Source organism: Bacillus cereus group sp. BfR-BA-01382, assembly GCF_022663475.1.
GTDB classification, from domain to species: Bacteria; Bacillota; Bacilli; order Bacillales; family Bacillaceae_G; genus Bacillus_A; species Bacillus_A thuringiensis_S.
The window spans coordinates 1-12,399 of sequence record NZ_JAKUFQ010000136.1; the positions used below are offsets into that span (position 1 = coordinate 1).

The window sequence follows — 12,399 nt, forward strand, 5'->3', positions numbered from 1 at the left end:
CCTACGCTTTTTATTGAATCTAGCTCCGGCGGTTAGAATGTTCGGTGGCTTCGCTTTTTCCTACGAGGCACAAATCGCCTCTACGTCAAAAGCTCCATCTCCCTCTCATTCTGAACGAACCGCTTCCGCTTTTAATACTATTCTAACGCTGCTGCTCCACCAACGATTTCCGTAATTTCTTGCGTAATCGCTGCCTGACGCGCACGGTTGAATGAAAGTGTAAGTGAATCGATAACTTCCATTGCGTTGTCTGTAGCACTCTTCATTGCTGTCATACGCGCTGCGTGCTCACTTGCTTTACCATCTAGTAATGCACCGTACACTAAGCTTTCTGCGTATTGTGGCAATAGTACTTTTAAAATCTCTTCTTCAGAAGGTTCGAATTCATAAGCTGTCGTCGGTTTATCAGACGCCACATCAGTAAGCGGTAAAATTTTATTTTCCGTTACTTCTTGTGAAATTTTACTTACGTAATGGTTGTAGTAAATATACAGCTCATCATAAGCACCATCTGCAAACATCGCAATTGCTCGAGAAGCAAGATCTTTAATATCAGTAAATGATGGGTGGTCAGATAATCCAACTACTTCATCAATGATGTTAAAGCCGCGACGTTTTAAATAATCACGTCCTAGTCGTCCAAGCACAATAATTGAATATTGGTTTGAATCCATATTATGACGTTCACGAATTACGTTACTCACTGTACGTAATACGTTACTGTTATAACCACCTGCTAGTCCGCGATCAGATGTAATAACGATATATCCTGTACGCTTTACAGGACGCGCATTTAGCATCGGATGATTAATTCCTTTACTTCCTTGCGCAATGCTCGCTACTACTTCTTGAATCTTTTCCATATACGGAACGAAAGATTTAGCATTTTGTTCTGCACGGTTTAACTTAGATGCAGATACCATCTCCATCGCTTTCGTAATTTGACTCGTTTTCTTTGTCGAGGTAATCTTCGCTTTTATATCGCGTAAAGATGCCACAGGTTTTCACCACCTTTTTTCCGGAAGTTGGCACGATTAGTAAGAATCCTCTTCCTAATCTACGTTGCAAGATATTCTTGCTCATGATTGAAGGAAAAGAATAGGTGCACCTACTCTTTTCCTTTACATAACCGTCAGCAATCTCAAAGATTGAGATGCCTATATATATTATTATCTAGCTCCAGCGGCTTGAATGTTCGGTGGCTTCACTTCTTCCCCCTCACATTCAGGACGAGCCGCTTCCGCTTTTATTACTCAGAAGCTACGAATACTTTTTTAAATCCGTTAATTGCTGCTGCAAATTTGTCGTCATCCGCAAGTTTCTTAGTTGTGCGGATTTCTTCTAATAAGTCAGTCGCATTAGAATCTAACCAAGCATGGAATTCTTCTTCGAAACGAGTGATATCTACTACTGGGATATCATCTAGGAATCCACGTGTTAAAGCGTAAAGAATGATAACTTGTTTCTCTACACGTAACGGTTTGTGTAATCCTTGTTTTAATACCTCAACAGTACGAGCACCACGGTTTAGTTTCGCTTGAGTTGCTTTATCAAGGTCAGAGCCGAACTGAGCGAACGCTTCTAACTCACGGTAAGATGCAAGGTCAAGACGAAGTGTACCTGATACTTTACTCATTGCTTTAATCTGAGCAGATCCACCAACACGAGATACAGAAGTACCCGCATCGATCGCTGGACGTACGCCAGAGAAGAATAGGTCAGATTGTAAGAAGATTTGTCCATCCGTAATAGAAATTACGTTTGTTGGGATGTAAGCTGATACGTCCCCTGCTTGTGTTTCGATGAAAGGTAGTGCAGTTAAAGAACCGCCGCCTCTTGCATCACTTAATTTTGCTGCACGCTCTAATAAGCGAGAATGTAAGTAGAATACATCCCCTGGATAAGCTTCACGACCTGGAGGACGACGTAATAGTAATGACAGCTCACGGTAAGCCGCTGCTTGTTTTGATAAGTCATCATATACTACTAATACGTGTTTACCATTGTACATGAACTCTTCACCCATTGTTACACCAGCATAAGGAGCTAAGTATAATAATGGAGCTGGTTGAGAAGCAGATGCAGTTACAACGATTGTGTACTCTAATGCACCGTGCTTACGTAGTGTTTCTACTACGTTACGTACAGTTGATTCTTTTTGTCCGATAGCTACATAGATACAAATCATATCTTCATCTTTTTGGTTAATGATTGTATCAAGTGCAACTGCTGTTTTACCAGTTTGACGGTCACCGATGATTAACTCACGTTGACCACGGCCAATTGGTACAAGAGCATCGATCGCTTTAATACCTGTTTGAAGTGGCTCATGAACAGATTTACGATCCATTACACCTGGTGCTGGACTTTCGATTGGACGAGTGTTTGTTGTATTGATTGGGCCTAAACCATCAACTGGTTGACCTAATGGGTTTACAACACGACCAATTAGTTCTTTTCCTACTGGTACTTGCATGATGCGACCAGTACGACGAACTTCGTCACCTTCACGGATTTCTGTGTAAGGTCCTAAAATGATAATACCTACGTTGTTTTCCTCTAAGTTTTGTGCTAGTCCCATAACGCCGTTAGAGAACTCTACAAGTTCACCAGCCATAACGTTATCAAGACCATGAGCACGCGCAATACCGTCACCAACTTGGATAACTGTACCAACATCACTAACTTCGATTTCAGACTGATAGTTCTCGATTTGTTGCTTTATCAGTGCGCTAATTTCTTCAGCTCTGATGCTCATGTGCTTCACCCCTATCTATTCTTCATTAATTCACGCTGAATACGTGCTAATTTTCCTTGTAAACTTCCGTCATAAATGCGATTTCCAATACGTACTTTAATTCCGCCTAGTAAATCTTCATCTACAACATTTTTCACGCGAATTGCATCTTTTCCCGTTCTCTTTGCAAATGCTTCTGCAATGTTAAGCTTCTCTTCTTCAGATAGAAGACGAATAGAATATACAGTTGCATCCGCTACGTTACGTTCTTCATTAGCAAGAACAACATATTCATCTGCAATTTCAGGTAAGATATCAATACGCTTGTTATCAATTAAAATATATAACGTATTTAAAATTGATTCAGAAACAGATCCGAATACGTTTGCAAGAAACGTTTTCTTCTGCTCTTTTGAAATGTTTGGTTGCGTTAAAAAGCTATGTAGTTCCCCGTTCTTTACATAAACGTTTTGTACAAGGCGTAATTCTTCTTCAAACATTTCTAATACGTGTTTTTCTTTTGCAATTTTAAAAAGAGCGACAGCATAACGTTTTGCTACAATCCCATTGCTCATCGCGCTTCTCCTACTTCTTTAATATAATCGCGAATTAACTTAACTTGATCTTCTTCTTTTAATTCTTTTTCAATTACTTTAGAAGCAATTTGAACAGATAAAGAAGCGACTTGTTCTTGTAAAGCAGCAATTGCTTGCTCTTTTTCGCGTTGAATTTCTTGTACAGCAGATGCTTTAATTGATTCTGCTTCTTCTTTCGCAGCAGCAACAATCACATCTTTTTGATCTACAGCTTGTTTTTTCGCTCTTTCGATTAACTCTTGTGCTTCAACACGCGATTGTTTTAACATTTCACGTTGTTCTTCTACTAACTTCTTCGCTTCAGCGTTACTTCTTTCTGCAGCGTCGATTTCATTAGTAACATGCTCTTCACGTTCTTTCATAATTCCCATTAAAGGACCCCACGCAAATTTGCGTAGCATTACTAATAGAATTAAGAAAATGAACAATGTATAAGCAATCGTTCCAAATGGAATGGCAGCTCCTAATAATAAAGTTGGCACAAGGATTCACTCCCTTCAAAATATCTAAATTGATCATATGAAAAAAAAAGACATACGTTTCGTTCATAAAGCAATGGCGAAGAAAGTTCGGAAAAACACTCTTCGCCATCTATGTAAGGGGAGTCTCCCTTATTTGTTCATTACGATGAATGCAATAACTACACCGATGATTGGAAGTGCCTCAACTAAAGCAACCCCGATGAACATAATTGTTTGAAGTGCGCCTTTTAATTCTGGTTGACGAGCAACACCTTCGATTGTACGTGATACGATAAGACCGTTACCAATACCTGCACCTAATGCTGATAAACCAATTGCAATTGCAGCTGCGATTACACCTAAACTCATTTAATTTGTCCTCCTTTGTATTATAAAAAAATAAATTTTTTCTTACTTAAATTATATTAATGGTCATGACTTACTTTATGAGCCATATAAACCATCGTTAACATAACGAAAATAAATGCTTGGATTGATCCAACGAATACACTGAATCCCATCCATGCTAACATCGGTACAAGCGCACCTAATGCTCCAAGGAATGATGCCCCGCCTAACTTAGCAAGTAATCCTAATAAGATCTCACCTGCATAAATGTTACCGAATAAACGAAGACCTAACGTTAATGTGTTAGCAAACTCCTCAATAACCTTTAATGGGAATAAGAATTTCATAGGTTGGAAATAACCTTTAACATACTCTTTCGTACCCTTCATCTTAATTCCATAATAATGGGTGAGGGTAACTACCATCACGGCTAATGTTAATGTAACTGCTGGATCAGACGTTGGTGACCTCCACCATGCAATATGTTCGCCAGCTTCAGTTGCTGAATACATGAATGGTAAACCAAGGAAGTTCGATACGATGATAAACATGATAAGCGTAACGCCAAGCGTTAAGAAACGTCCACCTGTTTTCCAGTCCATCGTACTATTGATAATCCCTTTCACGAAGTCAAACACCCATTCCATGAAGTTTTGCATCCCGGTTGGGCGAAGGGCTAAGCTGCGAGTTCCGATAACAGCGATTAAGAAAACAATAACTGCTGCTACAGTAACCATCATAACTGATGACAAATCGAACGTTAAACCTAGAAATTCAACTAATTTACCGTGTTCCACTAGTAATTCACCTCTCTTCCCTGCTCTTATACTCTAAATAAAGAAAATCTATGATCATGACAAGGTATCCTGTCAGCAATCCTACACCTAAGCCCCACATCGCAATTAACTCTTGATATTTGGCTGCAAATAAAATTAATAACCCAATCGTGGCGAATCTTGAATATGTACTTACAGCTGTCGCCTTAAACTTCACGTTTTCTCCATTTGTTACGCGATCTAACAGCTTGTCTGTTCTACGTGCAATGATGCGCAAACTAAGAAAACTGAAAATCGTTCCGATAATCAGCCCAAGAAATACATCCTTGTAAGAGGTAAATCCCCATCCTAGCACTAGAAGCGCAAGCAAGTAGTACATATATTTCTTTTGTCTTTGGACAAGTCCATGTACGTCTATCATCATTGCTCTCCCGAATAGTAATGTCGAATGAGTCGAATCATTGCGTATACCCCTGTTCCTAACCCGAGTAATAACCCTATAATAAGAAACAATGGAAACGTTCCAACCTTATTATCAATCCACTGCCCACCAAAGATTCCAACAAGTATAGAACCGACTAATTGAGCAAGAATTCCTGACATTAAAGCATATGCTTTTATATGGCTGCGATCGTTTTTTTGCAAGGATTCATCCCTCCAATATGTAACCCTCATTCACGATGTGTTAATAATAACTCATTTTTTTGCATAAATCCTATACAAAACAAAAAGTTTACATTTTCGTCACGGAATAGATGTATTTTTGTCACTGAAAGCCCTACCATCTATCCCCGTTGTTAGCATACAATAGGGTATTAACAGTGTCAACGAGAAATCGTAAAAAATCTAAAAATTTGAGTATTAGGCATTTCCTCCCAGAAATGAAAACGTTCCCCTTCTAAATACTGGTTACATATATGCAATTTCTAACAGTTTTCTCTTTATAATAGAAGGAAATGTTCACAAGTTTGTCACTATTATATTTTCGAGATATAACGCTTTTCTTCCATAATATAGTGTTCCTCAGACGTAAGACTTCTATATTATATGTGATGTGTATGCAACTTATGTTGTATATACGATGTATATTTATCCTCTCCCCTCCCCTACTTGCTTACAGCAAAAAAAAACGAGCAGGGGAATCTCCCCTGCTCGTCAGTTGTCTTACTTCGTTCCGAATAAACGGTCACCAGCATCACCAAGACCTGGTACTACATATCCGTGGTCATTTAATTTCTCATCTAATGCTGCTACATAAATATCAACATCGGGATGTTCTTCTTGTACTACTTTTACCCCTTCTGGAGCTGCAACGATACACATTAATTTAATTTGTTTCGCACCGCGCTTTTTCAGAGAGTTAATTGCTTCAGCCGCAGAACCACCTGTTGCTAGCATCGGATCTAGTACGATAAAGTCACGCTCTTCTACATCCGTTGGAAGTTTCACATAGTATTCTACCGGTTGCAATGTTTTAGGGTCACGGTATAAACCAACGTGTCCTACTTTTGCTGCTGGAATTAATTTCAGAATTCCATCAACCATTCCTAAACCTGCACGTAAAATCGGAATTAAACCAAGTTTTTTACCAGCGATCACTTTTGTTGTCGCTTTGCTTACAGGCGTTTCAATTTCAATATCCTTAAGCGGAAGGTCGCGAGTAATTTCGAAAGCCATTAAGCTTGCTACTTCGTCCACTAATTCACGAAAATCTTTCGTACCTGTATTCTTATCGCGAATATATGTAATCTTATGTTGAATTAACGGGTGATCAAATACATACAGTTTTCCCATGTGAATCTCTCCTTTAGATGATATTCATGCGTTTGCACGCTTTTTTACACTATTTACGATTGTAAAGAAAACGCTACTAATATTCAAGGGCAAATTTGGCAAAATCATGATTTTACGATGAATCTATCTAGTATCTTTACCAATTATGGGAGCTGTATCCTTCATTATATCGCCAAAATTTATTCATCATTTGTATACATACTTTAAAAATAATATATGTCCACAAAAAAGACTGCCAAAACAATTACGTTTCAGCAGTCTTCTTCAATCTATTATAGATTTGGATACATTGAGAATTTGCTCGTTAACGCTTCTACACGCTTACGTGCTTCTTCTAATGCAGCTTCATTTTCATGATTTTTTAATGTATAAGCAATAAGTGACGCAATTTCATCCATTTCTTCTAAACCGAAACCACGAGATGTTACAGCTGCTGTACCGATACGTACACCACTTGTTACAAATGGGCTTGCTGTTTCAAATGGAATTGTATTTTTGTTCACTGTAATACCAACTTCATCTAATACGTGCTCTGCTACTTTACCTGTGATTTCTAGGTTACGAACATCAATCAAGATTAAGTGATTGTCTGTTCCGCCAGAAACAAGTGTAAGTCCTTCTTTTTGAAGACCTTCAGCTAAGCGGTTCGCATTGTTAATGATATTTTGTGCATACGTTTTGAAATCCTCTTGAAGTGTCTCACCAAACGCAACAGCTTTTGCAGCGATTACGTGCATAAGTGGACCACCTTGAATACCAGGGAAGATTGATTTATCAATTTGTTTTGCAAACTTCTCTTCACATAAAATCATACCACCGCGCGGACCACGTAACGTTTTATGTGTTGTCGTTGTAACGAAATGTGCATGTGGTACTGGATTTGGATGTAAGCCAGCAGCTACTAAACCAGCGATATGTGCCATATCCACCATTAAGTATGCACCCACTTCATCTGCAATCTCACGGAATCGTTTGAAATCGATAACACGAGGGTATGCACTTGCACCTGCAACGATTAATTTTGGTTTATGTTCTTTCGCTTTTGCTAATACATCATCGTAATTAATACGGTGAGAGTCAGCATCCACGCCATATTCTACGAAATTATATTGTACTCCACTGAAGTTAACAGGGCTTCCGTGTGTTAAGTGACCACCATGAGATAAATTCATACCAAGTACTGTATCGCCTTGCTCTAAAATTGTGAAGTATACTGCCATGTTCGCTTGTGCACCAGAGTGTGGTTGAACGTTTACGTGCTCTGCGCCAAAAATTTCTTTTACGCGATCACGTGCGATATCTTCTACTACGTCTACGTGTTCACAGCCACCATAGTAACGTTTTCCAGGATATCCTTCAGCATACTTATTTGTTAAAACAGAACCTTGCGCCTCCATTACCGCTTCACTTACAAAGTTTTCCGAAGCAATTAACTCAATCTTTGAACGCTGTCTTCCTAGTTCTGCCTCAATTGCAGCAAATACCTTTTCATCTTGACGTTTTAAATGATCCACCAAAATCCCCCTTTTCTGAACGAATTACATCGATTCCCAACAGTTTTTTCTCATTTATTCAGAAAAAACGAAAATTCAGGTTGTAATTCTTTCGAACCTTCATGTTTTCAACTACATTCTAACATGACTTTCTATATCATAAAAGAAAAAAAAGACCGAAAATCGGTCTTTTCTTTCTTCTACTATAAAGTCAGACAACATACCTTTTATCTTATGATAAACAGCTACTATATGACTTCCTAATTTCTCATATTTAACGGCAAGTGGTAGTCTCTTCCGTCACCGCGTAAACAGCACGTGCTCCACCAATTAGTTTTCCACGTGTTTTGGCCATCGTTACATGCGCACTTCCAATTGCCTTCACACTTGTACGAACCGGAACAGCTACATGTTTTAAATGCATACCAATAAATGTATCACCAATATCCATTCCTGCATCTGCTTTAATAAACTCAACTACTACCGGATCTTTCAAATTGTGATACGCATATGTCCCCAATACACCACCTGCTGATCTAACAGGCGTAACTGTTACAATTTCAAATTGATATTTTATCGCTACTTCTCTCTCAACTACTAAAGCACGGTTTAAATGCTCACAACATTGAAACGCTAATTCAATACCTGTTCGCTCTTGAAATTGTTTTAACTCAGAAAAAATCGCCTCTGCTACTTCCATCGTTCCTGATGTTCCAATTCTTTCGCCTAGCACTTCGCTCGTGCTACAACCCACTACAAAAATTTGACCGCTTTGTAATGAAGCTTGTTCTTGGAAATCAGAAAGCGACATTTGTAGCTGTTCTCTTACTTTTACGATTTCTGTCATTACGCCTCTTCCTTTCACAGGTTGGTTCACCAAATTATATTTCACACTACTAATAGTTAGAATCTATTACTTTGTTTCGTATGTTTTAATTTTTCCTACGCGGTTTTCGTGACGACCACCTTCATAGTCAGTTGTTAACCAGATTTTTGCGATATCACGCGCTAGACCAGCACCAATTACACGCTCGCCCATTGCTAGCATGTTAGTGTCATTATGCTCTCTCGTTGCTTTCGCACTGAAAGTATCATGAACTAACGCACAACGGATACCATTTACTTTGTTTGCTGCGATTGACATACCAATGCCTGTCCCACAAACTAAAATACCACGATCTACTTCACCGTTCGCTACCATTTCAGCTGCCGGAAACGCAAAGTCAGGGTAATCAACAGAACCAGCTTCACATTCACAACCTAAATCAATATATTCAATATTTAACTCTTCTAATAAACTTACAAGTTCTTTGCGGATATTCATACCGCCGTGATCAGATGCTATTACTACTTTCATTTTTACCCCTCCAAAGTTTCAATCAATTATCTTCATTTCACACTCGCTACCTCAATAGGACGAAGTGATCTCCAATATCGTATTATACACGAAACATCAACCTACTGAATGTTTTTTCAGTAAAGTTTGTACAAGTTTTTCCATCTCATCTAACGTTTTTTTATAAATAGAAAGCGAGCCTCCAAATGGATCTGAAATGTCCTTACCTATACCTTCAGTTAATCCATATAACGTATTCAATTTCTTTTCAACACTCGGATAATGCCCAAGTACAATGTGTTTATGATTTTCTGTCATCGTTACGACAATATCAGCCCAATCAAGCAAAGTTTCGTTTACTTGCTGCGCGGCATGATTAATTGAAATCCCTTTTTCAGCTAAAGCTTCCTTCGCATATACCGATGCATCGCTCCCAGGATAGGCGAAAACACCGGCAGATTGCACTTCAAACCTATCTCCTCCGTGATGACGAAGCAACGCCTCAGCCATCGGACTACGACATGTATTGCCAGTACAAACAAATAACACTCGTTTCATCCAACCCCACCCCTATATTCGATTTCTTACCACTCATCATAACTTACATTAGAATAGAACAAAAGAAATGTGAATATACAAAAAGCGCAGTTCTCTTATATTTTTTCTAAGAAAAATGCGCCTTATCCACATATATGTGAAACCCTATTTCCAAGTGCCCAGAGTATTTTAACATACCTACTGAATATGCAACAAAAATAAGGAATCCATTTCATACGAAACGGATTCCTCTTATACAGCAATTATTTCATTGTAACTTTCATTACTTCTGTTGAACCTTTTGTAGCTGTTACGCCTACAGTTGTCTTAATAGACTCAGCTGCATCTGTGTTTGTAATAACGATTGGAGTAATTGTGCTTTTCGCTTTTTCACGGATTAATTCTAAGTCGAATGAGATTAATTTATCTCCAGCTTTTACAGCTTGGCCTTCAGAAACGTGAGCTTCGAAACCTTCGCCTTCCATTTTTACAGTTTCTAATCCAACGTGGATTAAAATTTCTGTGCCGTTTTTCGCTTTAATTCCGATAGCATGTTTTGTGTGGAATAATTGTACGATTTCACCATCAACTGGAGATACAACTACACCTTCAGTAGGATCGATTGCAACACCGTCACCCATCATACGACCAGCGAATACTGGATCTGGTACTTCTTCAATATTTTTCACTGCTCCAGTTAATGGAGCTACGATTGTTTCTTCATTTGTTTTTGAACCAAGACCAAATAATTTTTTAAACATAGGATAGTCCTCCTTATAATTTACCTAAAAGTTTATAGGGCAATCCCTAGTAAAGCTCGGGATACATGTAAGACTTCATACTTCGAATATTATACTGTAAAAACGCTTTCGAAATAAATTACGTCATTACTAATAGACTCTTATTGTAGCGCTTCACAAAATTCCAGTCAATTCTGATTGTCTGAATAACAATAAGAAGTTAACTTCTATTTATATTTTCTCTTTTTTTGCCCAACTTGTCTAGAGGTCTTTACTACATTTTGTTTTTTGTTGTTAATTTGTAAAATTTAATTCAAACTTTTTTCAAAATCCGCTTGACTAAAGTAAGTAACTATTTTATCATTACTTACATAAGGTAAGTTAATAACTTTTAGGGGGTTTTTAAAAATGATGGATTTCGGTCTTCTTATTATTCGTCTTATTATAGGAATTACATTCATGGGTCATGGTGCTCAAAAATTATTTGGTTGGTTCGGCGGTTACGGTTTAAAAGGAACAGGTGGCTGGATGGAATCAATCGGTTTACGTCCTGGTGTATTTATGGCATTTATGGCTGGTGCAACTGAATTACTAGGTGGTTTCTTATTCGCATCAGGTATTTTCATTATAGTTGGCTCATTATTTATCGTTGGAACAATGTTAATGGCTATCTTCACTGTTCACGGGAAAAATGGTTACTGGGTGACACAAAACGGATATGAATATAATTTAATGTTAATCGCTGTTGCTGTTGGTGTAGCTTTAATCGGACCTGGCGCATACGTTTTACTTTAATTTTCATCTCAATCTTGAGATTCTTGAAAAAGAACTTACTTCATTACAATTGAAGTAAGTTCTTTTTATGAAACAAAATATTATTTCCAGCAGGATTTTCTCACCAATATCTTGTAAACAAACAATAAGTATTCATATTTAGAAAGGGGATTACAAGCATGTTATCCATTAATCCAAATGAACAAACTGAAAAAGATAATTACAAATTACTTACTGGAAGTATCATCCCTCGCCCTGTCGCATTCGTTACTTCTGTAACAAAAGACGGTGTATTAAACGGCGCACCATATAGTTATTTCAATATTGTCGCTGCTAATCCACCACTTATCTCTGTTTCTGTACAACGAAAAGCCGGAGAAAGAAAGGACACTTCCCGAAACGCAATTGAAAAAGGTGAATTTGTCGTACATATTTCTGACGTATCATATGTAGCAGCAATTAACGAAACAGCAGCTAATCTCCCGCCAAATGAAAGTGAAATTGAACTAGCAAAACTAACACCAATTGAAAGTGAAGTCATCTCTGTTCCAGGTGTAAAAGAAGCAAATATTCGAATGGAATGTATATTAGAACGTGCAATTCCACTTGGTGGAACAGAAGACTCACCAGCTTGTGATCTACTAATTGGACGCGTCGTTCGTTTCCACGTTGCCGAGCATCTATATGAAAAAGGGCGCATTCACGCAGAAGGACTCAAACCAATAAGCCGCCTAGCAGGACACAACTATGCAAAATTAGGAGAACAATTTGAACTGGTTAGGCCAGTTTAAAAGCGGAAGCGGCTCG

17 protein-coding genes are annotated in these 12,399 nt (G+C 38.2%); 2 read left to right on the forward strand and 15 right to left on the reverse strand.

Going from position 1 to position 12,399, the window contains the following annotated elements:
• Positions 1 to 137 precede the first annotated feature (137 nt).
• The 15 genes from atpG to MR160_RS30600 form a co-directional block, all read right to left on the reverse strand.
• On the reverse strand, positions 138 to 998 hold the full coding sequence (gene atpG, locus MR160_RS30530) for a F0F1 ATP synthase subunit gamma (protein WP_000157703.1): 861 nt from the start codon (positions 996 to 998) through the stop codon (positions 138 to 140).
• A 251-nt stretch (positions 999 to 1,249) separates the two neighbouring features.
• Entirely contained in the window at positions 1,250 to 2,758 is a 1,509-nt protein-coding gene (atpA, locus tag MR160_RS30535; RefSeq protein ID WP_000027521.1) for a F0F1 ATP synthase subunit alpha, read from the reverse strand.
• Positions 2,759 to 2,769: 11 nt separating this feature from the next.
• Positions 2,770 to 3,312: a F0F1 ATP synthase subunit delta gene (gene atpH / locus MR160_RS30540; protein WP_000064682.1), complete on the reverse strand. Its 543-nt coding sequence runs from the start codon at positions 3,310 to 3,312 to the stop codon at positions 2,770 to 2,772.
• On the reverse strand, positions 3,309 to 3,815 hold the full coding sequence (gene atpF, locus MR160_RS30545; protein ID WP_001142615.1) for a F0F1 ATP synthase subunit B: 507 nt from the start codon (positions 3,813 to 3,815) through the stop codon (positions 3,309 to 3,311). Before atpF ends, atpH begins: the two co-directional genes overlap by 4 nt.
• Positions 3,816 to 3,944: 129 nt before the next feature.
• Positions 3,945 to 4,163 carry a F0F1 ATP synthase subunit C gene (gene atpE, locus MR160_RS30550; RefSeq protein WP_000052064.1) on the reverse strand — a complete coding sequence of 73 codons (219 nt, stop codon included), beginning with the start codon at positions 4,161 to 4,163 and terminating at the stop codon, positions 3,945 to 3,947.
• 56 nt (positions 4,164 to 4,219) lie between these two features.
• Entirely contained in the window at positions 4,220 to 4,939 is a 720-nt protein-coding gene (gene atpB / locus MR160_RS30555) for a F0F1 ATP synthase subunit A (RefSeq protein WP_000399870.1), read from the reverse strand.
• Positions 4,940 to 4,946: 7 nt separating this feature from the next.
• Positions 4,947 to 5,339 (reverse strand): ATP synthase subunit I, encoded by a 393-nt coding sequence (locus MR160_RS30560; RefSeq protein WP_000567600.1) that lies wholly within the window; start codon positions 5,337 to 5,339, stop codon positions 4,947 to 4,949.
• The gene (locus MR160_RS30565) at positions 5,339 to 5,563 is read right to left on the reverse strand and encodes an AtpZ/AtpI family protein (RefSeq protein WP_001171223.1); all 225 of its coding nucleotides are present in this window, start codon (positions 5,561 to 5,563) and stop codon (positions 5,339 to 5,341) included. The genes MR160_RS30560 and MR160_RS30565 overlap by 1 nt, the downstream gene beginning before the upstream one ends.
• Before the next feature lie 26 nt (positions 5,564 to 5,589).
• Positions 5,590 to 5,703: a DUF4024 domain-containing protein gene (locus MR160_RS30570; RefSeq protein ID WP_000232961.1), complete on the reverse strand. Its 114-nt coding sequence runs from the start codon at positions 5,701 to 5,703 to the stop codon at positions 5,590 to 5,592.
• Between the two features lie 379 nt (positions 5,704 to 6,082).
• Entirely contained in the window at positions 6,083 to 6,712 is a 630-nt protein-coding gene (gene upp / locus MR160_RS30575) for a uracil phosphoribosyltransferase (protein WP_000517539.1), read from the reverse strand.
• A 272-nt stretch (positions 6,713 to 6,984) separates the two neighbouring features.
• Positions 6,985 to 8,226: a serine hydroxymethyltransferase gene (glyA, locus tag MR160_RS30580; RefSeq protein WP_000349800.1), complete on the reverse strand. Its 1,242-nt coding sequence runs from the start codon at positions 8,224 to 8,226 to the stop codon at positions 6,985 to 6,987.
• Between the two features lie 253 nt (positions 8,227 to 8,479).
• A complete protein-coding gene (locus MR160_RS30585) occupies positions 8,480 to 9,052 on the reverse strand; it encodes a TIGR01440 family protein (RefSeq protein ID WP_242298974.1) in 573 nt (190 codons plus the stop codon).
• Positions 9,053 to 9,118: 66 nt separating this feature from the next.
• Positions 9,119 to 9,562, reverse strand: a complete 444-nt coding sequence (gene rpiB, locus MR160_RS30590) for a ribose 5-phosphate isomerase B (RefSeq protein ID WP_000869542.1) — start codon at positions 9,560 to 9,562, stop codon at positions 9,119 to 9,121.
• A gap of 96 nt (positions 9,563 to 9,658) precedes the next feature.
• Positions 9,659 to 10,099, reverse strand: a complete 441-nt coding sequence (locus MR160_RS30595; protein WP_000832378.1) for a low molecular weight protein arginine phosphatase — start codon at positions 10,097 to 10,099, stop codon at positions 9,659 to 9,661.
• A 242-nt stretch (positions 10,100 to 10,341) separates the two neighbouring features.
• Complete coding sequence (locus MR160_RS30600; RefSeq protein ID WP_000473666.1) at positions 10,342 to 10,839, reverse strand: PTS sugar transporter subunit IIA; 498 nt, start codon at positions 10,837 to 10,839, stop codon at positions 10,342 to 10,344.
• Between the two features lie 387 nt (positions 10,840 to 11,226).
• Between MR160_RS30600 and MR160_RS30605 the strand changes: the two genes are divergently transcribed.
• Both MR160_RS30605 and MR160_RS30610 read left to right on the forward strand, forming a co-directional pair.
• Positions 11,227 to 11,613, forward strand: coding sequence for a DoxX family protein (locus MR160_RS30605; protein ID WP_000968613.1), 387 nt, complete (start codon positions 11,227 to 11,229; stop codon positions 11,611 to 11,613).
• Positions 11,614 to 11,771: 158 nt separating this feature from the next.
• The gene (locus MR160_RS30610) at positions 11,772 to 12,383 is read left to right on the forward strand and encodes a flavin reductase family protein (protein WP_150191865.1); all 612 of its coding nucleotides are present in this window, start codon (positions 11,772 to 11,774) and stop codon (positions 12,381 to 12,383) included.
• Positions 12,384 to 12,399 lie beyond the last annotated feature (16 nt).

Coding starts and splice junctions, on each gene's coding strand:
- atpA (WP_000027521.1), bottom strand. CDS start 2,758: ATGAGCATCAGAGCTGAAGAAATTAGCGCACTGATAAAGCAACAAATC.
- atpH (WP_000064682.1), bottom strand. CDS start 3,312: ATGAGCAATGGGATTGTAGCAAAACGTTATGCTGTCGCTCTTTTTAAA.
- atpE (WP_000052064.1), bottom strand. CDS start 4,163: ATGAGTTTAGGTGTAATCGCAGCTGCAATTGCAATTGGTTTATCAGCA.
- MR160_RS30560 (WP_000567600.1), bottom strand. CDS start 5,339: ATGATAGACGTACATGGACTTGTCCAAAGACAAAAGAAATATATGTAC.
- MR160_RS30570 (WP_000232961.1), bottom strand. CDS start 5,703: ATGGTAGGGCTTTCAGTGACAAAAATACATCTATTCCGTGACGAAAAT.
- upp (WP_000517539.1), bottom strand. CDS start 6,712: ATGGGAAAACTGTATGTATTTGATCACCCGTTAATTCAACATAAGATT.
- MR160_RS30585 (WP_242298974.1), bottom strand. CDS start 9,052: ATGACAGAAATCGTAAAAGTAAGAGAACAGCTACAAATGTCGCTTTCT.
- rpiB (WP_000869542.1), bottom strand. CDS start 9,562: ATGAAAGTAGTAATAGCATCTGATCACGGCGGTATGAATATCCGCAAA.
- MR160_RS30595 (WP_000832378.1), bottom strand. CDS start 10,099: ATGAAACGAGTGTTATTTGTTTGTACTGGCAATACATGTCGTAGTCCG.
- MR160_RS30600 (WP_000473666.1), bottom strand. CDS start 10,839: ATGTTTAAAAAATTATTTGGTCTTGGTTCAAAAACAAATGAAGAAACA.
- MR160_RS30605 (WP_000968613.1), top strand. CDS start 11,227: ATGATGGATTTCGGTCTTCTTATTATTCGTCTTATTATAGGAATTACA.
- MR160_RS30610 (WP_150191865.1), top strand. CDS start 11,772: ATGTTATCCATTAATCCAAATGAACAAACTGAAAAAGATAATTACAAA.